This window comes from Bradyrhizobium sp. CIAT3101, from assembly GCF_029714945.1.
GTDB lineage: Bacteria > Pseudomonadota > Alphaproteobacteria > Rhizobiales > Xanthobacteraceae > Bradyrhizobium.
This window is the reverse complement of the sequence record NZ_CP121634.1, coordinates 1,637,764-1,658,448: the sequence shown is the minus strand read 5'-3', so window position 1 is coordinate 1,658,448 and position 20,685 is coordinate 1,637,764. Positions and strand designations below refer to the sequence as shown.

29 protein-coding genes and 2 pseudogenes are annotated in these 20,685 nt (G+C 61.0%); 11 read left to right on the top strand and 20 right to left on the bottom strand.

The window, feature by feature from the left end:
- Window positions 1-7: 7 nt before the first annotated feature.
- From QA645_RS07700 to QA645_RS07680, 5 genes and pseudogenes are all read right to left on the bottom strand, one after another.
- Window positions 8-367 (bottom strand): response regulator, encoded by a 360-nt coding sequence (locus QA645_RS07700; RefSeq protein ID WP_283049342.1) that lies wholly within the window; start codon window positions 365-367, stop codon window positions 8-10.
- Window positions 368-499: 132 nt separating this feature from the next.
- Window positions 500-742: pseudogene (locus QA645_RS07695) on the bottom strand (DNA ligase); the annotation flags it as partial.
- A 97-nt stretch (window positions 743-839) separates the two neighbouring features.
- Window positions 840-2,243 (bottom strand): TAXI family TRAP transporter solute-binding subunit, encoded by a 1,404-nt coding sequence (locus QA645_RS07690; protein ID WP_283053130.1) that lies wholly within the window; start codon window positions 2,241-2,243, stop codon window positions 840-842.
- Between the two features lie 206 nt (window positions 2,244-2,449).
- Window positions 2,450-2,845, bottom strand: a complete 396-nt coding sequence (locus QA645_RS07685; RefSeq protein WP_283049341.1) for a PRC-barrel domain-containing protein — start codon at window positions 2,843-2,845, stop codon at window positions 2,450-2,452.
- A 130-nt stretch (window positions 2,846-2,975) separates the two neighbouring features.
- Window positions 2,976-3,570: pseudogene (locus QA645_RS07680) on the bottom strand (response regulator transcription factor).
- Between the two features lie 298 nt (window positions 3,571-3,868).
- Here QA645_RS07680 and QA645_RS07675 point away from each other — a divergent pair.
- The gene (locus QA645_RS07675; RefSeq protein WP_283049338.1) at window positions 3,869-4,213 is read left to right on the top strand and encodes a DUF1236 domain-containing protein; all 345 of its coding nucleotides are present in this window, start codon (window positions 3,869-3,871) and stop codon (window positions 4,211-4,213) included.
- A gap of 90 nt (window positions 4,214-4,303) precedes the next feature.
- The gene (locus tag QA645_RS07670; RefSeq protein ID WP_283049337.1) at window positions 4,304-4,723 is read left to right on the top strand and encodes a hypothetical protein; all 420 of its coding nucleotides are present in this window, start codon (window positions 4,304-4,306) and stop codon (window positions 4,721-4,723) included.
- 60 nt (window positions 4,724-4,783) lie between these two features.
- Here QA645_RS07670 and QA645_RS07665 read toward each other — a convergent pair whose 3' ends face one another.
- Entirely contained in the window at window positions 4,784-5,200 is a 417-nt protein-coding gene (locus QA645_RS07665; protein WP_283049335.1) for a hypothetical protein, read from the bottom strand.
- Between the two features lie 92 nt (window positions 5,201-5,292).
- On the opposite strand from QA645_RS07665, the gene QA645_RS07660 reads away from it, so the two are divergent.
- On the top strand, window positions 5,293-5,694 hold the full coding sequence (locus tag QA645_RS07660; RefSeq protein WP_283049333.1) for a hypothetical protein: 402 nt from the start codon (window positions 5,293-5,295) through the stop codon (window positions 5,692-5,694).
- 629 nt (window positions 5,695-6,323) lie between these two features.
- Here QA645_RS07660 and QA645_RS07655 read toward each other — a convergent pair.
- Window positions 6,324-6,551 carry a hypothetical protein gene (locus QA645_RS07655; protein ID WP_283049331.1) on the bottom strand — a complete coding sequence of 76 codons (228 nt, stop codon included), beginning with the start codon at window positions 6,549-6,551 and terminating at the stop codon, window positions 6,324-6,326.
- Window positions 6,552-6,770: 219 nt separating this feature from the next.
- Here QA645_RS07655 and QA645_RS07650 point away from each other — a divergent pair, with 219 nt between their 5' ends.
- From QA645_RS07650 to QA645_RS07640, 3 genes are all read left to right on the top strand, one after another.
- A complete protein-coding gene (locus QA645_RS07650) occupies window positions 6,771-7,904 on the top strand; it encodes a DUF1236 domain-containing protein (protein ID WP_283049329.1) in 1,134 nt (377 codons plus the stop codon).
- 69 nt (window positions 7,905-7,973) lie between these two features.
- Window positions 7,974-8,123, top strand: coding sequence for a hypothetical protein (locus QA645_RS07645; RefSeq protein WP_283049328.1), 150 nt, complete (start codon window positions 7,974-7,976; stop codon window positions 8,121-8,123).
- 148 nt (window positions 8,124-8,271) lie between these two features.
- Entirely contained in the window at window positions 8,272-8,874 is a 603-nt protein-coding gene (locus QA645_RS07640) for a cell envelope biogenesis protein TolA (protein WP_283049327.1), read from the top strand.
- A 204-nt stretch (window positions 8,875-9,078) separates the two neighbouring features.
- Here QA645_RS07640 and QA645_RS07635 read toward each other — a convergent pair whose 3' ends face one another.
- The 7 genes from QA645_RS07635 to QA645_RS07605 form a co-directional block, all read right to left on the bottom strand.
- Window positions 9,079-9,261, bottom strand: a complete 183-nt coding sequence (locus QA645_RS07635) for a hypothetical protein (protein ID WP_283049326.1) — start codon at window positions 9,259-9,261, stop codon at window positions 9,079-9,081.
- A 63-nt stretch (window positions 9,262-9,324) separates the two neighbouring features.
- Window positions 9,325-9,516, bottom strand: coding sequence for a hypothetical protein (locus QA645_RS07630; protein WP_283049325.1), 192 nt, complete (start codon window positions 9,514-9,516; stop codon window positions 9,325-9,327).
- 250 nt (window positions 9,517-9,766) lie between these two features.
- Entirely contained in the window at window positions 9,767-10,258 is a 492-nt protein-coding gene (locus QA645_RS07625; RefSeq protein WP_283049324.1) for a 2'-5' RNA ligase family protein, read from the bottom strand.
- A 30-nt stretch (window positions 10,259-10,288) separates the two neighbouring features.
- The gene (locus QA645_RS07620; protein WP_283049323.1) at window positions 10,289-10,558 is read right to left on the bottom strand and encodes a hypothetical protein; all 270 of its coding nucleotides are present in this window, start codon (window positions 10,556-10,558) and stop codon (window positions 10,289-10,291) included.
- 141 nt (window positions 10,559-10,699) lie between these two features.
- Entirely contained in the window at window positions 10,700-10,822 is a 123-nt protein-coding gene (locus tag QA645_RS07615; protein ID WP_283049322.1) for a hypothetical protein, read from the bottom strand.
- Window positions 10,819-11,151 (bottom strand): hypothetical protein, encoded by a 333-nt coding sequence (locus QA645_RS07610; RefSeq protein ID WP_283049321.1) that lies wholly within the window; start codon window positions 11,149-11,151, stop codon window positions 10,819-10,821. The genes QA645_RS07615 and QA645_RS07610 overlap by 4 nt, the downstream gene beginning before the upstream one ends.
- A gap of 82 nt (window positions 11,152-11,233) precedes the next feature.
- Window positions 11,234-11,695 (bottom strand): Hsp20 family protein, encoded by a 462-nt coding sequence (locus QA645_RS07605; RefSeq protein WP_283049320.1) that lies wholly within the window; start codon window positions 11,693-11,695, stop codon window positions 11,234-11,236.
- Window positions 11,696-12,016: 321 nt separating this feature from the next.
- On the opposite strand from QA645_RS07605, the gene QA645_RS07600 reads away from it, so the two are divergent.
- Together QA645_RS07600 and QA645_RS07595 are read left to right on the top strand one after the other, a co-directional pair.
- Window positions 12,017-12,238: a hypothetical protein gene (locus QA645_RS07600; RefSeq protein WP_283053128.1), complete on the top strand. Its 222-nt coding sequence runs from the start codon at window positions 12,017-12,019 to the stop codon at window positions 12,236-12,238.
- The gene (locus QA645_RS07595; protein WP_254129641.1) at window positions 12,235-12,414 is read left to right on the top strand and encodes a hypothetical protein; all 180 of its coding nucleotides are present in this window, start codon (window positions 12,235-12,237) and stop codon (window positions 12,412-12,414) included. Before QA645_RS07600 ends, QA645_RS07595 begins: the two co-directional genes overlap by 4 nt.
- A gap of 429 nt (window positions 12,415-12,843) precedes the next feature.
- Here QA645_RS07595 and QA645_RS07590 read toward each other — a convergent pair whose 3' ends face one another.
- Both QA645_RS07590 and QA645_RS07585 read right to left on the bottom strand, forming a co-directional pair.
- Entirely contained in the window at window positions 12,844-13,392 is a 549-nt protein-coding gene (locus QA645_RS07590) for an NYN domain-containing protein (RefSeq protein ID WP_283053126.1), read from the bottom strand.
- A gap of 139 nt (window positions 13,393-13,531) precedes the next feature.
- The gene (locus QA645_RS07585) at window positions 13,532-14,170 is read right to left on the bottom strand and encodes a TetR-like C-terminal domain-containing protein (RefSeq protein WP_283049319.1); all 639 of its coding nucleotides are present in this window, start codon (window positions 14,168-14,170) and stop codon (window positions 13,532-13,534) included.
- Between the two features lie 529 nt (window positions 14,171-14,699).
- Between QA645_RS07585 and QA645_RS07580 the strand changes: the two genes are divergently transcribed.
- Complete coding sequence (locus QA645_RS07580) at window positions 14,700-15,656, top strand: helix-turn-helix domain-containing protein (RefSeq protein WP_283049318.1); 957 nt, start codon at window positions 14,700-14,702, stop codon at window positions 15,654-15,656.
- 154 nt (window positions 15,657-15,810) lie between these two features.
- On the opposite strand, the gene QA645_RS07575 is transcribed toward QA645_RS07580, so the two are convergent.
- Both QA645_RS07575 and QA645_RS07570 read right to left on the bottom strand, forming a co-directional pair.
- On the bottom strand, window positions 15,811-16,380 hold the full coding sequence (locus tag QA645_RS07575; RefSeq protein ID WP_283049317.1) for a type 1 glutamine amidotransferase domain-containing protein: 570 nt from the start codon (window positions 16,378-16,380) through the stop codon (window positions 15,811-15,813).
- 27 nt (window positions 16,381-16,407) lie between these two features.
- On the bottom strand, window positions 16,408-17,664 hold the full coding sequence (locus QA645_RS07570) for a glutathione-independent formaldehyde dehydrogenase (RefSeq protein ID WP_283049316.1): 1,257 nt from the start codon (window positions 17,662-17,664) through the stop codon (window positions 16,408-16,410).
- 344 nt (window positions 17,665-18,008) lie between these two features.
- Here QA645_RS07570 and QA645_RS07565 point away from each other — a divergent pair, with 344 nt between their 5' ends.
- Window positions 18,009-18,212 carry a hypothetical protein gene (locus tag QA645_RS07565; protein ID WP_283049315.1) on the top strand — a complete coding sequence of 68 codons (204 nt, stop codon included), beginning with the start codon at window positions 18,009-18,011 and terminating at the stop codon, window positions 18,210-18,212.
- 20 nt (window positions 18,213-18,232) lie between these two features.
- Here the strand turns inward: QA645_RS07565 and QA645_RS07560 are convergent, their stop codons facing one another.
- Entirely contained in the window at window positions 18,233-18,706 is a 474-nt protein-coding gene (locus tag QA645_RS07560; protein ID WP_283049314.1) for a phosphate-starvation-inducible PsiE family protein, read from the bottom strand.
- Window positions 18,707-19,509: 803 nt separating this feature from the next.
- On the opposite strand from QA645_RS07560, the gene QA645_RS07555 reads away from it, so the two are divergent.
- The gene (locus QA645_RS07555) at window positions 19,510-20,121 is read left to right on the top strand and encodes an HdeD family acid-resistance protein (protein WP_283049313.1); all 612 of its coding nucleotides are present in this window, start codon (window positions 19,510-19,512) and stop codon (window positions 20,119-20,121) included.
- Window positions 20,122-20,279: 158 nt separating this feature from the next.
- Here QA645_RS07555 and QA645_RS07550 read toward each other — a convergent pair whose 3' ends face one another.
- Window positions 20,280-20,510, bottom strand: coding sequence for a hypothetical protein (locus QA645_RS07550; RefSeq protein ID WP_283049312.1), 231 nt, complete (start codon window positions 20,508-20,510; stop codon window positions 20,280-20,282).
- Window positions 20,511-20,685: the final 175 nt, after the last annotated feature.

The following is a 20,685-nucleotide window of genomic DNA, read 5'->3' as shown; positions in this document are numbered from 1 at the left end:
TCCCGTGCTACCGGAAGAGTGGCCGATCGGCGAGATGCTTCACGGCGCGTACGACCTCCTCAGGGTGAAAAGGCTTTTGTAGCAGCACGCTGCCGGCGACCGGCCGCGGAGCGACCGGGGAAAATCCCGTCGCGTAGATCACGGGCAGAAGTGGATTGTGCAGCCGGAAGCCTTCGGCGATCTGCCACCCGTCGATCGGCCCCGGCAGCTTGATGTCGGTCACCAGAACATCGACGGCCTGCCGATCCTGCCAGGCGAGTGCCTCGCACCCATTGGAGGCATGGATCACGTCGAAGCCTGCCTCTTGCAACGCCTCGACCACGAACTCCCGGATCAGCGGATCGTCCTCCACCAGCAACACGCGCACAGCTGCTTCCTCAAGAATCCAAACTCGTGGCGTTCTAACCCGGGCGCCTCGAAATTGTTCGGAAGAGACGCCAATTGCTTTTCGACGCGCAGAGCCGCCACTCCCTGTCGCCCCGCGAGGGCGCAAAGGATGCTACTGCAGGTCTTCCCGCAGTCCCTTGAAGAACGGGTGTCGGACCTTCCCTTCCGCGGACTTGGCCCGGTACTCGACCTCGGCATGCAGCTTCGGCTCGACCCAGATGCCTTTGTGGGCGATCCGCTTCGCGTAGGGCTGCGTCTTCCGGCTCAGCGGTTTCAGGCGCTTCTAGAGGTCGGCGGCGGACACTTTGTCGAATCCATGATCGACCTTGCCGGCATAGACCAGGTCGTCGCCTCTTGCGGCCGAGCTGGAGACAAAGCCGGTTCGGAATAACACCCCGCAAGTCAGGAACGACCACCTCCGATTCATGGAGAGGCTATGGTGCCCTTAAAGCTCACGGGCGCAAGGCCAGTGGCGTGCCTGCGCGTCTTGCCGGACCGGCTGGACCGCCCTCTAACGCCGCCCGCCTTTCGGCGACGGCATGGTCGAACAGATGGAGGCTGAGGCCGAAAGCCACCATGTCGTCTTGTTCGATCGAACCGTCGTCATAGCACTTCAGCGTTTCGCCGATGATACTGTCGACTTCTCGTTGGGCTGCCAGCAAGTCATCTTCGGACCCAGCTTCCTCGAGCTTCGATGTCAGGGCGAGGATACGGTTGCGGCGGCCGGCATCGTCGTCTCGGTCGTCCCTGTTCAGGTAGCGACGCAGCCAAGCGGCCGCTGAGCCGATGCCGGAAAGAAGCAGCAAGGCGAACCAGAAGTAGTCGCTGTACTTGTCCAGAAAGGTCCGCTCGGTCCCGTTTATGACCGCAGCGGCGCCCCTGTGTACGGAGGGCTCGGCCTCTTTCTCGGTATCGGGCTTGGTGATGTGTGCGGCGCCGGCCACGCGTCGCGTGATCGTGTCGCGGACGGCGAAAAGTTGCCGATAGAAGGCCGCCGCCTTGGCTTCGGAAAGCGTCCTTCTGGCGAGAATGAGATGACTGACGCTGATGGTGTCGACCTTGTCGTCGGGCCAGGCCGGGTTCGCACTGAATACGCTGCCGGGAATTTCCTCGGCCTCGTAGCGCGGTTGCTTCAAGGCGATCGATTCGGATGCGTCGATCGGAAGAAACTTCGGAACTCCGCGCGATCGCGAGGTCGCGGCGATCGCGTCGGCCGTGATCCCGCTGTCAAGCGGACCGACCGCGAGATATGCGTCGAGAGTGGTGTCCTGCGCGAGCTTTTCGACCTGGTCGGTCCCGAATTGGACCGTCGCAACCTTATCGGGCTCCACGCCCGAGCCGATCAGAACGGTGCGCAGAAGCGCTAAATTGGCGCCGGTCCTTCCGATGATGCCGACCTTGTGGCCTGCCAGATCGGCGATCTCTGAGATCTTCCCAGTTGCCTTCTTCCGGGAGTCCTTGCCCGGTCGTCCAGAGTGCGTCCAAAGGATGACGTAGTTCTTCCGCAGCACGGCCAACGTCTGCGCATCCGCCGGCATGCTCAGATCGCCGCGACCGACCGCCAGATCGGCCTTGCCGGCGCCAAGCAGAGCGAGGGACTCGGCCGCGCCTTCCGTCGTGATCGGGGATAGCCTGACCGACCTGCTCTCCTCGCCGAAGGCATCCGCCATCGCCTCGACCACCCGATGGTCGTCGCTGCCTGCGGGGCCAACCGCGATACGGAGGGTCTCGGGCTGCAGGATGTAGTAGAGAGCGGCCGCGGCGGCGGCGAAGACGATGAATCCCAACGCGAGCACCACCAGCAGCCTTCGTTGGCGTCCGTTGTGCGCAATCTGGGCAGGGTCAGACGGGGTCATCGGCAGAACCTCCGCCACGAAACAAGTGGCTCCGGTGATCGGTTCACGCACCGCTCTATTTTCCTGCCGAGCTTCCCTCATTGCATCGATTATATCGAGAAGCTGCCTCTCATGGATTTTATTGGCGGCGGGGGCACAAACCGAGATTTCCACGCCTGGATCGGAGAGCGAGCGCTTCGCTCGCATTCGCCCTCCGCGATGTCCAGTTACTTCTTTTCCGGCACCCAAGTGGTGCTGGCCCGATCGTACTTGAAGCCCGGGGCGCCCTTCAGGTCGTCCTTGGTTTCGTCGAGGGTCAACCACCACTTGTCGTTCTTTTTCGCGGTCTTAACGGCGTTGAACGGCACGATGACGTCCTTCTCGCCCGCGCCGAGAAATCCGCCCACCCCGATGACGAGTCCCGTTATCTTGCCCGATTTGTCGACGAGGACGTCGTCGATGTCGCCGATCTTGCTCTCCTTCGGATCGTAAACAGCCTGCTTGTAGTAGTTTGTCACAGTCCAGCTTTCCGTCGGCGCCGCTGTCAGCACAGTGGTGGCAGCGAAGGCCCCGGTCGCCGTCGTCGCGGCCAGCAGACATCCGATTGCAAGATTTTTCTTCATATCCGAACTCCTCATTTCGTAATGGACCCATCCAACGGGATAAAATGGCGAATGTTCCGATGCTGGAACACACTGAGCGCGTGCAGCAAGGCTTGGAAGTTGCGTGAAGCGAGCGCTGTCGGCTGCACTGTCAGTGCAGGTCGATCTCGACCGCCACCCCTGACCAGGTCCGAGTGGCTTCGTCTTGAGCGCCAAAGTGACGTTCGCGACGGTCTTGTAGGAGATGCCGAGTTCGGATGCCACTTCCGCTATCCTGTCACCCCCCAGCAGCCTGAGTATTTCGAGTTCGCGCGCGTTCATCCGTGTCAACGGGCTGGCTTTGATCTCAGCCCCGGCGAAGGTCGTCGCTTCGGCCAAGCGAGGCGATACGAAGCGCCCGCCCGCTGCAACCTTCCGTATCGCCTCGGCCAGGATGTTGGATCGTCGCTCTTTGAGACGTATCCTTGAATGCCCATTTCGACGGCGCGCACCACGAAAGCCGGATCCTCGCTCACGCTGAGCATCACGATCCGCGCGCCGGGATCGTCCTTGCGGATCCGGCGCGTCAACTCGAAGCCCGTCAGGTCGGGAAGCCTCAGGTGCACGACGGTCACGTCCGGATGCTGCTGCAGGTACGCCTGATGACCCGTCTTCGCGTCGAAGGCCTCCTCGATTTCGACGGAACGGTCCGATGCGAACAGCGCGCGGCATCCCGTCGTGACGACAGGATGGGCGTCAACAACCAGCACCCGCACGACCGATTTTGTCTTATCCTGCACCGACGATCCTCGATTCACGCGACAGGAACGCCGGGCACGCACCATTGGTTCGGTATCGTCCTAACGGAAGACGGGCGAAGCGCTCTAAGAACGCAAGTCCCGAATCATCCGGATCGCTCCTTCCTCCGACAGCGGCCGCAGTACGCCGAGGCTGCGAGCAAATGCATTCGCCGGGAAAAATAGGCAATCGGTCTGCCGCAAATCTGGAACCTTGCCACCATCCGCGTGTTCTCGCATGCCGCATGTTGCGGACAGGGAGACATTCATGAAGAAGCTGTTGCTGACGTGCGCGGCCGCCGCGCTGATCTCGACCGGTGCGATGGCACAATCCACGGTCGTCACCACCACCGGCACAGGTCATACCGCCGCGGTCCAGATCGAACCGGAATACCGCACCAAGATCCGCACCTACGTGACCGAACACAAGATCCGCCCGGTCGAGAGCCGCGAAAAGATCGTGATCGGCCAGCCGGTGCCGCGCGAGGTCGAACTCGAAGCCGTGCCCGCCGATTGGGGTCCATCGCTCACCAGGTATCGCTACGTCTACTCCGGCGAACGCGTGATGCTGGTCGACCCGTCGACCCGCACGGTCGTTCAGGAGATCGACTGAGTCCTTCGGGGCGGGTCGCCGAACGGACGGCCCGCCCCGACATCAATCCGGCGCCCGCCGAGTGTTGATTCCTCCCGCAAGCGGCCGTCCATGCCCATCATCCGATACTTCGCTTTCGTCGGCGCGCTGCTGCTGGCGTTGCTCTTCGCGGCCGACCGATATCTGCCGGCTCCCGTCGAACGCGTGGCGGCGGCCGACCCGGACAGAACCATCATCCGGATTGCCTCGGCGAGAAGGCTTCCCGACAAGATCGTCTTCGATACGCGTCCGCGGTCCGACGTTTCAGCCATCGCGCAGGCCGATCCGGCGGCTGAACGGTCGCAGCAGCTTGTACGCGAAGCCATGGCCGCCGCGCCCGCAGCGCCTCTTCGGGAGGCCAAGAAAGAGCAGCCGATACGCGTCTCCGGAGCGCCCCGTCCACGCCCCAAGCGCCTTGCTAAGCTGTCGAAAAGAGCACCCGAGCGGCAGCTTGCCTTCGACCGGCGCGACACGTTTTCAGCCGAATGGTAAGAGAAGAGGAAGAGGCCGCGTCTTGCGGAGCGCGGCCTCTTCTGCGTCGGACCGACAGGTTCACCAATGGTGACGATGCCAGCGATGCCGAACCACCGGATAGGAACCGCCGTAGTAGGCGTACGCGGGTCGCACGACGCGTCGATAGCGGTAGCCGTAGGAGACAGGCGCGCTGTAGTAGGTGGTGGTGTAGCCGCCGCCCCAGCGATAGGGTTCGTCGTACCCGTCATCGTAGGCGTACGGGCCGCCGTAATAGCCGGCGCCGTAGTAGCTGGGACCGCCGTAATATCCGTAGCCGGGGCCCCAGCCGTACGCCGAGGACGCAAGCCCGCCGATCACGGCACCTGCGACCAGGCCACCCGCGATGCCAGGGCCCCAGCCACCACCTCGCCAGCGAGCTTCGGCGGGAGACGTCGTGGCCACCGAAGCCAGACCGAGTGCGCCGACCATGAGCGCCGACATTGCAATCTTCTTCATCGGAATTCCTTTCTCATTGCGTGCCCCGGCCGTTAACGGGAAAAATAGGCAATAGTTGCTGCGGCGGCGGCATTCGACAAGGCAGGACACGGGTGAACTTCCAGGTCACGGTGCTCAAGATCCTCGTCAGCTATCCCGACGGGTTCGCCGTCATGGCGGATCTCAAGCGGGACATGGCCATCCTGGCCACCAGCGGCCGCGAGTGGGCGGACAGAACTCGCCGCCTTGCCGCCCGCGCCCCCGATCTCGACCTCTTCTCGCAAGGACTCGTCGAGCGCTTGAACGGCGGATGGCGGATCACCGATACGGGACGCGCGGTGCTCGACTTCATGGAAGCAAGGCCTGTCGAAGCGAAGGCGGAGCTAGGCGCTTCCGCCGAAATCCCCGCCTCCGAGAAGGCCACTCCAAGGCTCCTCGCCTGGACAAAGGGCGCCCGAAGCAGGCGCCTGCAACGCCGCCGCGCGGCACGCGAAAAAGCAAGGGCGAAGGCGTGAACGCCTCCGCGCATCGATCGGGAAAAACCGGAAACTTTCGCCTGCGCATGGAGTTTGCGTCGACAGCAATGCGGCGGCCCGAAAATGTTCGACGATGAAGTGTTGAAGACGGCTGCGGAAACGGCGTGGACGGTATACCGCTCGCGTCACCCCGACGTCGATGCGCGAGATGATCGGCACTGCTTGCTGCAACGTCATCTGCAGAGGAGATGGGAAGAGCGACGAAGCGACTCCGAAGAACTCGCGAACTTCGGGATAGCGTATCTCGACCGTCTTCCTAGAGAGGGATGCTGACGCGGCTCAAGACGTTCGTTGCGCGGGTGGCTCGCTGAAGCACCAGGCCTTACTGGACTTTGCTGGCGATCGCCTGTCTCGCGTCCGCCGCGATCGTCATGGCGCTGCGCTTCGTGGTCGAAGGGCTAAAAAGCGGATGCGTCCATCCGAAGAAAACGGCCCGCTGGGTTTTTCCCGGCGGGCCGCTCCGGCGTCAACCGGTTCAGTGCATGTGAACCAGGAAATATCCGGCACCGCCGACGAAGATGACTGCGGGGACGGCCCACAACAAGACGACGGGCATGACGTTCTCCTTCATTCCTCAATTTTATCGGAAGGACCTGGCGGCCCTTCGGTTACTGCTCGGTGCAGATCTTCGTGGTCTTCACTGCGGATTCCGCCTCGACCTTGGTCTTGTACACGCCGTCGCCTACGACCGTGGTGGTGGTCGTTGTCGGCTTGCTGTCGACGACGGTGCACTTCTTCGTGGTCGCGTCGCGCACGATGTAGAACTCCGCGGCGCTTGCGGCCTGGGTACCAAGAGCGAAAGCGGCGAGAGCGCCGCACACGATCAGTTTCTTCATGATGCTTTCTCCTCCAGTAGTGATCAAGTAATCACGGAAACGAGAGGGAAGGCTGATAGTTCCTTTTTTTCCCGAAATCCGGCGCGACCTCCGAAGCCGCCTCGATGCAATTTTCGCGCAATCGAATATTGCTAAACGAAACGGATTGCCGCTAATTCCCGATTTGGAACCGCTGACACCATGGAATGTTGATGGGCACCCATGTTTCAGGAGGTTCAGATGAACAAACGTATTTTGTTGGCGACCACCGCCTTCGTCGCTATCGCTACTTCGGCTTTGGCCCAATCTTCGACGAACACTTCGACAACCGCCCCGTCGGCGCAGCGTCAGCAGGATTCTACGACGTCGACTTCGACGCCTGCGACGACGAACGCGCCGTCCGCGTCGACCACCAGTCCGTCGACGTCGAGCACGACGCCGACCGGCTCCGCCCAGACTTCGAATCCTTCGTCGACAAATTCGGCGCAGACGCAGGCCCCTTCGACCTCCAACCAGAGCGCCGCGGGTCAGTCGACGGGTTCCGGCAGCAACACCAGCACGTCGCAGGCGCCGGCAACTTCGACTTCGCCGAGCCAGGCGCAGACCAACACCACCAATCCGCCATCGAACCAGGCCCAGACCAGCCAGCCCTCCAGCGGCCAGACCCAGTCGGCCAATCCGCCGGCGACGGGCAGCAATCAGGCGCAGCAGAACCAGACCGGCTCGAACTCCACCAATGCCGCGCAGCGAACCGACGACCGGCAGAACAATGCCGACCGTTCGTCGACCAACGTGAACGCGTCGGTCAACATCAACGACCAGCAGCGCACCCGCGTCAGCCAGTCGATCGCGCGTCTAGACGTGAGACCGCTCACCAGCGTGAACTTCTCGGTGTCCGTCGGCACCGTCGTTCCGCGCGACGTTCGCCTGCAGCAGTTGCCGGCCGACGTCGTCGAGATCGTCCCGCAATACCGCGGCTACGACTTCGTCGTCGTGAAGGATGAGATCGTCATCGTCGAGCCGTCCAGCTACAAGATCGTCGCCACGCTGCCGTATTCCGGTAGGTCCACGGCGTCAGCGCCCGCCCGCAGCGAGGAGCGCAAGACCACCTTCAGCGATCGCGACCGCGAGGTGATCCGGAAGCACGCGAAGGCGCGCCCGGTCGAGCGCGAGAAGCACGTGACTACCGGCAGCACGGTCCGTACCGAGATCCGGACCGGCGAGCGCGTGCCCGAGGGCGTCGAGGTCGAGACTTTCCCCGAGGAAGTCTATCGCGACGCGCCGACGCTGCGGGAGTACCGGTACATCAACCGCGACAGCCACACCTACATCGTCGAGCCGCGCGAGCGCCGCGTGATCGAAGAGATCGACTGACCGTACCGAGAGGGCTTGTTTGAGAAGGAAGGGCCGCCCGCGCGGCCCTTCCGATCAAGGGAGTACCATATGTCTGCGATCGCGAAACTCACGGAACAGAAGAGACAGCTTTTGGAGCGCCTCGAGGCAGAGCCCGGACCCAACGAAAGAACCGAAATCCAGGCGCTGCTCGCGAAGATCGAGACGGCCCTGCGGCTTCTTGGAGCGGGGGTCGCTTAGGATTCCCGCGCCACTGGCGGACGAGTAGCGGAGGTGAGCAACTTTCGACAAATCGGCGATCAAGAGAAGTCGACCAGTGGCGGTCGGACCTGCCGGGCGCTACGCCGCGTGTTACACTGGCGTTTCCCCGTCGCGCAGGTGAACTCAGGTGCCGCGAAAGCTAAAGACCTACCAGACCTCGCTCGGATTTTACGACCTCGCGATCGCCGCGCCTTCGATGAAGGCCGCGCTGGAGGCGTGGTGTGCCGGCAGCAACCTCTTTCACCAAGGACACGCCACGGAGACCGAGGATCCAGACGTCGTCGCCGCGACCATGGCGAAACCCGGCGTGGTCCTGAAGCGGCCTGCCGGCTCCAGCGGGCGGTTCGCCGAACATGCCGACCTGCCGGACGTGGACGAAGGAGCCAAGCCCAAGAAGAGCCGCCGTCCGGAGCCGAAGCGACGAGCGGCTCCCAAGGCCAGCGTCGAGGATTCGCAAAAGGCCGCTGCGGCTTTCGAGCGCGAGCAGAAGCGGCGGGACGTCGAACGTCGCAAGGAGGAGGCGGCATGGGAGAAGGAGCGCGCCAGGCGCGAGAAGCTGGTCGACAAAGCCCAGGCGGCGCTGGACGCCGCGCAACGGGAGCACGAAGAAAGGTCCGAGGCGCTCGACGCCGAGCGGCGCGATGTCGAGAAGCGGATAGAGGCCGAGGACGCGCGCTGGGAAGCCGAAAGGGAGACACTCAGGGACGCGCTTCGCCGCACGCGGGAATAGGAGACGGGCGATCGGGGTAAGGTGGCAGACCTAGTTCAGTTTCGGAGGTATCCGCGGATCCAATTTGCGAAGCAGCCTTTCGACGGTCTGCCGTTGCTCCGCGATATCTTCGCGGACCATCTGCCTGAGAACGTCGGTTATGTCCTGGTCCGATTGAGTATCCGGCGACGTCGAGTTCGTCCTGCGCATGAAATGTCCTCCATCCTACCGGATGACGTCTTGATACGTTCCTGCGAGGAGCGCAAGGCGCTTCGCCATCAGTTCGACGGTCTTGCGCTCGTCGTCGTCCGCTTGGCTCGCTCCGCTGTTGCGCGCAAGCCAGTTTTCGATGGCCTGCAGTCGCGTCGCGAGCGCGACGGCGTCGTCGCCGAACCATCCGCTTACCATCGCCCTGAATTCGTCCCTCATCTCGCCGCAGATACGGACATGCAGGCAAAAGGTTTCGCGATGTCAGGCGCCCGGTTTGGGTTCCTTCCCGACGCTCTCCATCTGACCGCGGAGCTTTAGCGCGTATTCCTTGAGTTCGACGGCCAGGCGGCGGTTGTAGATGCGCGCCTCCTCCTCCATCGACAGGTTGCCGAGCAATTCGCTCTCTGCGGCTCTGGCTTCGATCTCTTCGACGCGCTCCTCGAGGTCGGTCAACAGAGACCTTTCACTTTGACGGGAAATGAGGGGATGGCCGGAGCCTTGGTCTCAACCGGCGCACGACTTATCGCCGGCCGCTGCGGGAACAACAAACGTCGATTTAGAAGAGCGATCCGCGGGCTGCGGGGCTTGAAAATGTGAGCGCTCCGACAGTACCGATTTTTCCCGTTCGGTTCTGCGACGCCGTCCCTCCGAATCTTCACGGGACGGCGCGAAACATCGCGCAGCACGCGAGAAGCGCCGGCATTTACTCGAAGGGGAGCCGGTCTACCAGCTTCCACGGCCCGTTGAGGTATTCCCAGACCAGAAGTCCGGTAGCCGCGCCGGCGCGCGGCTCGAAGCCCGTCGAGAGCTCCCGATGAAGCCGCCTCGCATCGTCGGCGGCGACCTTGTTCTGGATCGTCACATGCGGTCGCCAGCCTTGGCTGTCCTGGCTGGAAAACTCGCCGCCCATGGCCAGACGCGCTGCGGACCGGACCTGTTCAAGCTCCAGCGACCGGACGCGGATCGCGACCCCGAAGCCGAGCAGGAGCGGCGTATCCAGCAAAATCGGTATCGGGCCGAGTGGAAGGCGGACTTTGCACAGGCGCGCCGTCTGCGCCGACGAGAGACGGTGGAACAACGTGAGGTGCGCCGGCAACAGGTTGCGCTCGGGAGGAAAGTGACCCCGGCGTAGGCCGTCCAGCCAGGCGAAGCTCGTGAGATCCAGTTCTGCGGTGAGGAGGAACGTCGGCGTCATCTCAATTCGGATATCGCGATCCGCCTGTCTTCAGCAATCTCCGTCCGGACATTCGGGATAGGTGTCGCCGATGCCATCGAGCACGTCGCGAAGCGCAGCAGCAGCTTCATCGGCGGGAACGCCTTCGGGAGGATGCCGGCGTGCGATGTCGACCGCCCGGTTGCGGGCGTGGGGATCGGCCCGGTCCTTCGCCAAGCCATGCTCCTCGCATTCGTGGATGGCGCCGGCGTCCTGCAGCACGTGGATCGCCCATCCGCCCAGCGTCCGGATCGCCTTCGGTGTTTCCTTCGTCTTGAGCATCGAGATCGCTCCTGCAGGACGAATTCTCCCGCCCACCGCTCGTTCCGGGCGGTAAGCACACGGCAGGGATTCGCAATCGGCAGGGCTGAAGCTTGTCCACGTGTTCCGCCCATCCGATGACAGGTTGGGCCGGAGGAGATGTTACTGTCGAGGAGGCGAAAAGCCTTCGATCCGGAGCGTCGTCGACATCGCGACGAACGGCACTGCCCAAGCCGCCGCGACGTTGCCGAGCATCACTATCGTCAGGACAGCCTGCGTCATCATCCCGGCAACCTCCGAAAAGCGGCGGCCCAGGGCCGCCGCAACCGCATCGGGACGCCCCCGCCGCGCGGCGGGTCATCGTCATTGCCGTCCAGCTTACGCAATGCGGCGAGGATGTCGGCGAGACGGATGGGGCGCTCCATGCCGGGTATCTCGCGCAAGGCGGGACAGGATTCGACGGCGAACATGTCCGACGCCCACGACGACAGAATGATCCGCTTCTCCGAGGCGGACAGCGCGGCATCGCTCAGGACGTCGTCCGGAGATGCGTAGTGGGCGGCGGGGTGGAAAAGATGATGGAGATTGCCAGCGTTGGTATTCGCATTGGTCATAGGTCGTCTCCCTTCTTACGCTCCTTTCAAGGGATGGGTTTGGCGAGCGCGGTGGCGGCGGGGTCGCCGCCGCCCCAAGCCGTCAGGCGGCCTTCTTCTGCTCGATCTGTTGAGTTGTTCCGGTCGCGCCGGCGATCTGGATGCGGCGCGGCTTCATAGCCTCCGGCACCTCGCGGACGAGATCGATGACGAGGAGACCGTCGCGGAAGGCGGCATCCTTCACCTGCACATAGTCGGCCAGGTTGAATACGCGGCGGAACGGCCGCGCGGCTATGCCCTGGAAGAGGTACTCGCCCGCCGGCTTGTCCGGCTTGCGCCCCTCGATTGTGAGCGCGTTCTGCTCGGCGGTGACGGAAATGTCGTCGGCGCCGAAACCGGCGACCGCCAGGGTGATGCGGTAGTGGTCCTCGCCGGAACGCTCGATGTTGTAGGGCGGGTAGTTGTCGTCCGTGGCCTGGCGCAGCGCGCTGTCGACGAGACCGGCCAAGTGGTCGAAACCGATGGTGGAGCGCCACAGCGGCGCGAAGTCGAAGGTCGTCCTCATATCCAAGTCCTCCAAAGAGCAAGTTGGTTACGAAGGAACGCAGGACGTCGGTCCCAAGACTTCCGGCCTGCGCCCGCGCGGGACCCTGGAAGGCGACCCGCACACCGCTCTCGCGGCGAAAAACGAGATAGAAAAACGCAAGAACCGTTCAAGAGGGTCGGCGAAAATTTTTTGAACTAAGCGAGTAGCGATCCGCGGAGCGTTCGCGCCCGCACCACTGCCATCTTGACAGCGTCCGGCCGCCGAATATCTTTTGCGCAGGGAATTCTTTTCCCGTTCTCGAACCCCGAAGGACTTGGAAGACCGTCAGGAGTGGCGATGATGCTCGACGAAGATTTTGCCCGTATCCGTGCGCACCGAAACAACATCCACCGCTATCGCAAGCTGCTGAAGACGCGGCTCTCGGATCTCGAACGCCGGTTCATCGAACGGCGGCTCTCCGAAGAGAACTCGGCGCTTCGGACGCTGGTGTCCAGCACCTTCCCTCTCACGTTCGACATGGCTGAAGCGCCCACACCGGCGATCGCGGGAGCCGTGTCATGACCGCGGTACGAGAGTTGCTCATCCGCGGCAGCGAGAAGGTCGTCGGGCACTATCGGCTTCTGCTCGCCGGCGCCAAGACCGAGAGGGAACGCGCGTTGTACCTGGAGCGGATCGAGCGCGAAGAACGTCTTCTCGATCAGCTGCGCGACGGTTTGCCTATGCGGGATGCGGCATGACCTCCGCCGACGAGGACGGCTTCGCCGGCTACAACATCGCGCTGCGACAGCGCGACCGGAGGAGCGGTGATGGTATCCCTATCGGAGTGCAGCCGCGCGGGCGCTAGATACAAGGGGGAGCGGGCGCAACCGCTACGCCTTGGGGATAATCCGGCAGAAGCAAGTCTCTGCGCAGGTAGAGGGCGCACGAACGTCGCTCAGCGATCCGGCTGGCTAGGATCGCGATCTTGACGATACCTTGGTCGCTGGACCATCGTTCGGTTGTGGCCAAACGAAGAAAAGCCTGATCCGATTCCGTAAAGTACCTGATCCGGTCTGCCGAACTGACGATGTCCTGTTAGGATGGTAGTGTGGCGATCTCGTCCGTTCGGCCGGTGGTCGTTGGCTGCACGGTACTGCAGACTTTGAGGCGCCCGACCCTGCGCGAGTTCACATATGCTCCCCCATCCTCCCGGAATTACGTTCAATTCTTGATTGCAGCTGGGCCAGATCAATGAAGTCATCCGCCTGCCGTCTTAGCTCATCTGCGATCACCGTTGGCTGGGTCGAACAGCTCGAAACAACCGTTACGCGGACGCCGCGTCGTTGGACGGCCCTGACCAGCGAACTGAACCCACCGTCGCCTGAAAACAGGAAAATCTCGTCTAACTGTTCCAACAATTGCATGACGCCGACTGCGAGATCGATGCCCATACTACCTTTGAATTTTCGGCGGCCCCGTTCGTCAGAAAACTCCTTGACTGGCTTTGAGACCACCGTGAAACCGTTATAGTCGAGCCAGTCGAGCAGAGGTCGAACTCCGGAGTAGTCCTGGTTGTCGACGATCGCGGTGTAATAGAAGGCTCGTAGGACGTTCGCCCTGCCTCGAAATTCGCCGAGTAGCTTTCGGTAATCGACATCGAAGCGCAGGGCTCTTGCGGTCAAATGGAGACTGTCCCCGTCAATAAAGAGTGCGGCAGTCCGCTGGCTCTGATTCATCCGTGAGCTATCCATCGCGTTTTGAGCCAACGCTGATGCATCAGCCGCTTTCATCTCGCTCGGCCGCTTGGGAACAATCAGTCGGCCTATTGGGCACGATTCGACGTTAAGCAGAGGTCATCAACCTTCGGAGATTGAACTAGATCCGTGGTTCGCTCGTCGCGGACATGGAATACCGGAAACCTAGTTCAGAGCGATCTGTCTTGCTGATACGCAAGCCCGCAATAAAAATGTCCAGCGCCCGCTCGTAAGCCTCATCGTAAGAATATGTATGTAAGAACGCGTCCATGAATTCGTGCAAAGCAAAGCCGCGGACCAGGCATCGGAGGATTTGCAGAGCGTCATCGCCTTCACGGCCGTGGAGATTACATTCAGCGAACACGGCGACCATGAACTCGTGGAGTTCCTGATAAGCTCGGCGCCATTCCGGACATTCGCCTAAAGGCGCACGAAAAGTTGCTGCAGCCAGTCCAGGGTGCTCGACCGCAAACCGGCGCATTTCACCGGCGACTGCCCTAAGCGCCGAAAACGACGATTTGCCGCTCCGTATGCTTTCGAGCCGACCTAACAGATTCCGGAACGACTTGATCGCGAAGAAGCGCCGGATCTCCGGGATGCTGATGCGTGGCTCACCCGAAGCGAGCTCCAATTCGGCCGCAATGTCGTCTGCAAGCCGCTTGTCCCAGTTCGTAGCCAGGATCTCATCGATCGAGAAGTCGCGCGGGTGCTTCATCGAGCTGATTTCTTTCCAGTGCGTAGCAAGACGGCTGCCGTTCATAGTTGACTTCAAGTTCGTTCCCGCGGACCCAGACCCGCTTGCATCGTCGAAAGACCGGCTTCGGGCTTGACGCGAAAATAAGAAAGAACGTGGTTAGGTTTCGCGGATCTCGGACCAATAATCGCGCTCCGCCATCCCAGACGCTTAGAACTTGGCAATCGGTCGACCATGACTCGTCAAGGGCGACGCACCACGCATCCAGTGGATCAGTGAACGTGACCCTTTTTGATTCGGTGCGAAGTGCTGGGAAGCCCAACGTATGAGGTCGGCTCTTCGCGGCATCCAATCCGTTCGATTTCCTGGGAGTTATCGACGGCGGTTTCTCTTCGTGTTCTGACGTGTTCAGCATCGTTGCACGGCGCAAGTAGTTTTACGGGTCTTAGAAGGGAACTTTCGGTCGTTATTTGACAGTTGGCTAAGGAGGGCTCAGTTCTGAAATTCGAACAAGGTGAACATAAGCCGCTCCTGGCACGGCGCTCGGTTGAATGAGCGCCATTGCTCGGCCAAACGACGGTAAAGGACTCGTTACGTGCAGACAGTTTTCTCAACCGAGAAGGTCCATGCTCGCGACCGGTTTGACTATTGGCATAGCGTCGCTTGCCAAAGGATCGTGGAGCACGAGACGATCCCGGCGGATCGGTTGAACTTTACCGCCTCAATTGAGGTGGGTGGCTTGGGCAATCTGGAGCTAGTCCAGTTCCACAATTCCCCTATGCAGGTAAGCCACACGCTGGCGCACTCGACTCGAACGCGTTCCGACCAACTGTTCGTGTGTTATCAGGTCTCTGGATCCGTCTTCATGGCGCAAAATGCACGTGAGGTGACCTTGAGCGCGGGAAACCTTACGTTGATCGATCCATTGCTTCCCTATGAGTGCAGATTTCTTGATGGTTCAAAGACGCTTGTTCTGAAAGTGCCGCGGCTCGAGTTGCGGGCCCGCCTTGGTCGAAATCGGGAACTTGTCGCCCGTCTCGTTCGTCAGGTGCGGGTCGATGACAGCCTGACACTGAGGCTCACAGCAATGCTGCCCTCTCTCGCCGGGAAGATGAAGCCTGTCGCGGAGGAGATGGTGGGCAATCATGCCGTAGACCTGATTGCCCTGTCCATCGCCCGAACTCTTGAGGGGGATACTGTTCGTGTTTCGTCATCAAAGGCAGTTTTGCTCGCTCGCATTCGTACGTCGATAGAAGCGCGGCTTACCGATTCGAATTTACACGCTCAGGACATAGCTGACGCGGTCGGCATCAGTGTTCGCTATGCGAATGAACTTTTGTCAGCGCAAGACACGTCCATCATGCAACTGGTGCTGACAAGGCGTCTGGCCCGGTGCCGATACGCTCTGGAAGATCCCGATCAAGCTCATCGTACCGTGAGCGAGATTGCATATGGGTGGGGATTCGGCGATCTCACTTATTTCGGCCGCAGGTTCAAAGCCGCTTACGGCATCACGCCAAGCGAATGCCAGATGCTGGCTCGCCGGATGTAAGTAATCACGACCTGCAGCTGACGATTCCTGCGCATCTGTTAACGTCGATAGCATCGAGCGAACTACTCTATTGCGGCCACTGACTTTTTCGGTGCGCTGCGACACCATCGATGCAGCGGTTGGCGCCTGACGTTGGCGTGATTGGGCTCTCGCTTCAATCAGTCGCGGCGGGGTGCCGCGTTCGCGCCCGACTAAACAGATCGATCATTGCGCGGTTGAAAGCCGGGATATCGTCAGGCTTTCGGCTGGTCACCAGACCTGGATCGGTCACTGCTTCCTCATCCACCCACTGCGCCCCGGCGTTCCGAAGGTCGATCTCGAGTGACGGCCAGGATGTCATGCGCCGGCCGCGCGCTGCATCGGCATTGATGATGGTCCATGGACCGTGACAGATTGCCGCCACAGGTTTGCCTGCATCAAAGAAGCTTTTCACGAATGCGACCGCCTTTGGCTGCATGCGCAAGGAATCAGGATTGATGACACCGCCGGGCAGGAGCAGCGCGTCGAAATCCGCCGGACTTGCGTGGTCCAGGTGCACGTCGACCGACAGCTCATCGCCCCAATCGGTGAAGTTCCAGCCGCGAACGCGACCCGTCTTCGGTGAAACGAGGCTGGTTTTGGCGCCAGCCTCGTCAAGCGCCTCCCGCGGCCTGACCAGTTCGACATACTCGAACCCGTCGGTGGCAAGAATGGCAATCTTTTTGTCTTGAAGTGGTCCGGCCATGGTTCGTCTCCCTCGTCTAAGCGCGCATCAAGCGGAAGCTCGCGCATGTACGCGTTCACCGGTCCCCCTCGTCGATGCGAGCTTGGTGGTGTTGTGTGGATCGATCACGTATTTCTTGGCCGATCCGTCATGGAAGCTCTGATATGCTTCCACCGCTCTCTCGAGTGATATGACTTCGGTATTCAGAAGTCCCGTGAGATACGGCAGCCGGTCCCAAAGAATGGCCATCATCAGCTCGCGATTGTAATGCATGACTGGGCACTGACCGGCGGTGAAAGATGGCGATTTGACCCAAGCCGCGGGGAAACCTAAGGCCATGAAGCCCTTCTTGTTGAGTTCGTTCGGTGCACCCGGATCGAGATTGGTATAGACGCCAGGGATGCCCATGGCGCCTGCGGGCTTGATCACCTCCATCAAGGTGTTGAGGACAGCCTCCTCCTCGTTCTTTCCGCTGCCGTCCGGCCCATAACCGTGGCATTCCAGTCCGACACAATCTACGGCGGCGTCCACCCAACGCGAGCCGCTGCCGAGGATCTTCTCGATCTGATCGGGAACGGGCGTGGCGCTCGAGGGATCAACAACCTCGTAACCGGTGTTCTTGACAAGATCGCGCCGCGCCTTGTTGTGGTCGCCGACGATAATACAGGAGGCTCCGAGCAAGTGTGCGCTGGCCGCAGCGCAACGTCCGACCGGGCCGGCGCCGGCAATGTAGACTGTTGATCCGGTGCCGACGCGCGCCTCGACACAACCGTGATATCCGGTAGGCAGGATGTCCGATAGCAGAGTGAGATCCCTGATCTTCTCGATCGCCTGCTCCTTGTCAGGAAATTTCAAGAGCTGGAAATCTGCCCAGGGCACCATCATGTATTCGGCTTGGCCGCCCTGCCATCCACCCAGATTGAAGCCGTACGCTCCGCAATATCCGAGCTCCTCATTGGCGTTGAGACAAACATCGGTATGACGTTCCTTGCAGTTCCGGCATGTGCCACAGGCAACGTTGAAAGGCACAGAGACGATGTCACCAACCTTGATGCGCTCCACATGCGAGCCCACCTCGACCACTTCGCCCGTATTCTCATGACCCAATTGCATTCCTGAGGGTGCAGCGAAGCGGCCATGATAGATGTGCAAGTCGCTGCCGCAGATATTCGTTGTGATCAGCTTTAGAATAACAGCATGTTCGATCTTCTTCCCTTTGGGGTCCGCAAGCTTCGGATATCCTCTGTCCTGGACCTCCAGTTTGTAAGGCCCTAGAAACGTGACTGCACGGTTGGTTGCGGCCATGGCTTGCTCCTCATAGGATCCGCTTGAAAACGGTGGCGCTACTCTTTCGTTCACGAAAATAAGCGACCCAGAAGAATGGCGCCTTGGCAAACGTCAATCTTTTGCGGGCTGCTCGTTGACTTTCGATGTCCACGGTAACAGGGAGCGACCGGGCCGCTTGCCTATGGAGAAGGTCCGGCCGAAGCCCGTTCTGGCAGAACGCAAATCGAGCTGTCTGATTCTGACAGCCCCATTCCAGGGGCTCGGCCGAGCCGCAGATCAGGAAATCGTCCTGACGCCGATGGAGTCAAAGGAGGTCGCCAGAGGCTATCGGGCTTAAGCGCCCTCAAGCCGACAAGGGCGAAATGATCGTAAGGATCAACGACTTCATCTTTGGCAAGGATGGCAACATCTACGCCATCCTCGCGGTCAGCGGTCGCGTTGGCCCCGGTCGTCATCTCGTCGCAATTACCTTCCGTGTCCTCAAGCTCGACGATCCACGCGGGGAGATCGTGCTTCCAGGCACCATCAGGCAGCTCTTGGAAAACTGCCTTCTCGGCAGCCCATAGCGCCACCGTGGCTCTTTCCTCTAGGCTGTTTCTTCCCGTCGGCAATCGCTGTCGCGTATCAGCGAATACACCACACCCAGCGCGAGGATAACGGTCGCGAATGCCAGCGTGTGCAGGGCATCCGTTTCGTTCAAATCGAGAATGATGATCTTTCGGCAGATGGCAAGCAGCGCGATCACGATCACGGACCGGATCTGCACCACTGCCTCTCGACGTTCAGCCACGACCAACAGGGACTTCTTGAACTCCAACGCAATGATCACGGTAAAGATCATGCCGAAAACGGCCTGGAATACCCTGAAATCAGACGGATCCAGACTGCCCGCCAGCACCAGCCCGAACAATATCTTTAGGCTCAGTGTCCAGACCGCCGCGACCACTACGATCGCAATCAGGAACGTCAGGAAGAGCACTACAGCGTGCTCAAACCATTGATAAAGTGACGTCAACCCGAACTCGCTCTTCGTCTCCTGGAATGCATCCTTAGTCGACATGATCGCCTTCGCCCTCTTCCTTTCGCTGACCTGACGCGCATTGTCGCGCCTAGCCGTCAGCCGGGACCGCACGGGACCATATAGCCGGTGAATATTCTTCCGCCTTGACTGCTGTCAGCAGATGTCCGGCGCTCATGGTGCCACGCTCATCACTTTTTACGCGATCCAATTGAGAACCATCAATGCACGGCCCTTTGGCACTTGCGATGCTCCAAATGCGAGGTGTCCCACCCTCGCTGCCCGTTCCCGGGCGTCCTCCCTTGACTTGGACCGCCAGCACACAGCTGCGCGGTCCTTTCTTTTCCACGTGAATGCGAGATCAGGTATCGCCGGCGCGGATCAGCGAACCCCTATGGTCAGCAGAGCAGCATGATCGTCGCTGACGGATGGGACGAGCAGCGAGAACTCGTCCCCCATCTACGAAGGGTGCCCTGGATCCAAATGGTAGAGCGGCGTCTTCTTGGCGCGCTGCGGCGTCATCTTGGCGGGGTCTGGCGCTCCGGGAACGCCGCGCGGCCCCAACAGCTCGCGTTGAATGTCATCTTCTGACTTCTCGGGTTCAACCCCGTTCATGGGAGGGTCTTTCGGCATGCTCTTCTCCTTCTCGACACAAAGTACTCCGCGCCCCAGCTCATCATGGTGCTCGCGAGGCGCCGGTCCTGCCATTTAGGAGGACTACGTAAGGCCTCCGCCATTCGAATTGTTTCGCAACACGCAAAGCTTGATAGCTGTCAAGGCACGTCGTGGTGGCAGGTCGCTAGTATGGCCGGACCTGGAACCGACGGCTATTCTTGGAGCTAGACATGACCAGCACGACCTTCAACAGTAATGCTGACTTCAACATCGACTCGGCCTCCGCGATGCTTGCCAAGAACTGGTGGCTGTTCCTACTGCGGGGCATATTCGGAATTGTTTTCGGGTTACTCGCTTTTCTCTTCCCGGGTCCCACCATGCTTTCGCTGGTGTTATTGTTCTCGGCCTACATGTTGGTCGACGGCATAGCAGGAATCATTTCCGCCGTTCGTGCGATGCGACGGAAGGATGAATGGGGACTGTTGATCTTTGAAGGCCTTCTTAATATCGCCGTCGGCGTTGCTGCCTTTATCTGGCCTGGCCTGACGGTGCTTGCCTTTGTCTTCATGGTCGCCGCCTGGGCGATCATCTCTGGCGTGCTGATGCTGGCTGCTGGCTTTCGCCTCAAGCTTGATCATGGCCGCTGGTGGATGGTTCTGGGCGGGCTGTTGTCGCTCGTTTATGGCGTGCTGCTGGTCGCTATGCCGCTGATTGGGGCGGTGGTGCTTACGTGGTGGATGGGAGCTTACGCGATGGCCTTTGGTATTGCGCTGGTGGTGCTGTCCTTCAAGTTGCGCGCGCGCCAAAACGAGCAGACTGGCTCACTCGCCGCGGCGGCGTGAGCCATCTCGACGGCGGCAAAGTTAGTGCGGCAGCGCAATATGTCGCGGTGGGCCATCTCCGGACTCATGCACCGCAGCAAGGGCGGAACTACTCGACAACCTCATCGGCGAGGGCGGCACGGTGACCGCCGAGAGCGTTCGCCGCCGCCCGCGTGGGCTTACCGCCGTTCGACAATGACTGTTCCCCTCACCACGAACACGGTCCGGTCGCCGTTAGTTACTTCGGTGGCGACATAGGTGTTGCGGGAACGCGCCGCAGCTCTTTTCAGGTCGGCCGGCATCCGCTGCACGGCTCGGTGACATGCTGTCCCATCGCTCGGGAATAGCTTTCCACGCAAGTCTTCAATCTTTTGACCGCGCACATGCTGATGAAAGAAGTAACGAGGCATTTGGGCCTCCTTTCTCCATTCAAGAGTCAATGAGCGGCAGAGCGGTTTGTTCAAAAGTGAACTTTTGGGGTAGCCCGGGAAACTCCGACGCCCAAGCGCCGGAGCCCCAGTGGCCTCGGTACTCCCGGTGCACCGGGGATCACCCCGGAAACCACCATCTCAGTCGATAGAGCGG

What these genes read in the sequence shown, in the direction of transcription:
- QA645_RS07600 (WP_283053128.1), top strand. Translation starts at nt 12,017, where the DNA reads ATGCTCGACGAAGATTTTGCCCGTATCCGTGCGCACCGAAACAACATC.
- QA645_RS07635 (WP_283049326.1), bottom strand. Translation starts at nt 9,261, where the DNA reads ATGGTAAGCGGATGGTTCGGCGACGACGCCGTCGCGCTCGCGACGCGA.
- QA645_RS07615 (WP_283049322.1), bottom strand. Translation starts at nt 10,822, where the DNA reads ATGATGACGCAGGCTGTCCTGACGATAGTGATGCTCGGCAACGTCGCG.
- QA645_RS07555 (WP_283049313.1), top strand. Translation starts at nt 19,510, where the DNA reads ATGACCAGCACGACCTTCAACAGTAATGCTGACTTCAACATCGACTCG.
- QA645_RS07670 (WP_283049337.1), top strand. Translation starts at nt 4,304, where the DNA reads ATGCCCATCATCCGATACTTCGCTTTCGTCGGCGCGCTGCTGCTGGCG.
- QA645_RS07690 (WP_283053130.1), bottom strand. Translation starts at nt 2,243, where the DNA reads ATGACCCCGTCTGACCCTGCCCAGATTGCGCACAACGGACGCCAACGA.
- QA645_RS07550 (WP_283049312.1), bottom strand. Translation starts at nt 20,510, where the DNA reads ATGCCTCGTTACTTCTTTCATCAGCATGTGCGCGGTCAAAAGATTGAA.
- QA645_RS07565 (WP_283049315.1), top strand. Translation starts at nt 18,009, where the DNA reads ATGATCGTAAGGATCAACGACTTCATCTTTGGCAAGGATGGCAACATC.
- QA645_RS07595 (WP_254129641.1), top strand. Translation starts at nt 12,235, where the DNA reads ATGACCGCGGTACGAGAGTTGCTCATCCGCGGCAGCGAGAAGGTCGTC.
- QA645_RS07610 (WP_283049321.1), bottom strand. Translation starts at nt 11,151, where the DNA reads ATGACCAATGCGAATACCAACGCTGGCAATCTCCATCATCTTTTCCAC.
- QA645_RS07650 (WP_283049329.1), top strand. Translation starts at nt 6,771, where the DNA reads ATGAACAAACGTATTTTGTTGGCGACCACCGCCTTCGTCGCTATCGCT.
- QA645_RS07585 (WP_283049319.1), bottom strand. Translation starts at nt 14,170, where the DNA reads ATGAACGGCAGCCGTCTTGCTACGCACTGGAAAGAAATCAGCTCGATG.
- QA645_RS07645 (WP_283049328.1), top strand. Translation starts at nt 7,974, where the DNA reads ATGTCTGCGATCGCGAAACTCACGGAACAGAAGAGACAGCTTTTGGAG.
- QA645_RS07685 (WP_283049341.1), bottom strand. Translation starts at nt 2,845, where the DNA reads ATGAAGAAAAATCTTGCAATCGGATGTCTGCTGGCCGCGACGACGGCG.
- QA645_RS07605 (WP_283049320.1), bottom strand. Translation starts at nt 11,695, where the DNA reads ATGAGGACGACCTTCGACTTCGCGCCGCTGTGGCGCTCCACCATCGGT.
- QA645_RS07570 (WP_283049316.1), bottom strand. Translation starts at nt 17,664, where the DNA reads ATGGCCGCAACCAACCGTGCAGTCACGTTTCTAGGGCCTTACAAACTG.
- QA645_RS07590 (WP_283053126.1), bottom strand. Translation starts at nt 13,392, where the DNA reads ATGAATCAGAGCCAGCGGACTGCCGCACTCTTTATTGACGGGGACAGT.
- QA645_RS07625 (WP_283049324.1), bottom strand. Translation starts at nt 10,258, where the DNA reads ATGACGCCGACGTTCCTCCTCACCGCAGAACTGGATCTCACGAGCTTC.
- QA645_RS07675 (WP_283049338.1), top strand. Translation starts at nt 3,869, where the DNA reads ATGAAGAAGCTGTTGCTGACGTGCGCGGCCGCCGCGCTGATCTCGACC.
- QA645_RS07620 (WP_283049323.1), bottom strand. Translation starts at nt 10,558, where the DNA reads ATGCTCAAGACGAAGGAAACACCGAAGGCGATCCGGACGCTGGGCGGA.
- QA645_RS07575 (WP_283049317.1), bottom strand. Translation starts at nt 16,380, where the DNA reads ATGGCCGGACCACTTCAAGACAAAAAGATTGCCATTCTTGCCACCGAC.
- QA645_RS07665 (WP_283049335.1), bottom strand. Translation starts at nt 5,200, where the DNA reads ATGAAGAAGATTGCAATGTCGGCGCTCATGGTCGGCGCACTCGGTCTG.
- QA645_RS07655 (WP_283049331.1), bottom strand. Translation starts at nt 6,551, where the DNA reads ATGAAGAAACTGATCGTGTGCGGCGCTCTCGCCGCTTTCGCTCTTGGT.
- QA645_RS07560 (WP_283049314.1), bottom strand. Translation starts at nt 18,706, where the DNA reads ATGTCGACTAAGGATGCATTCCAGGAGACGAAGAGCGAGTTCGGGTTG.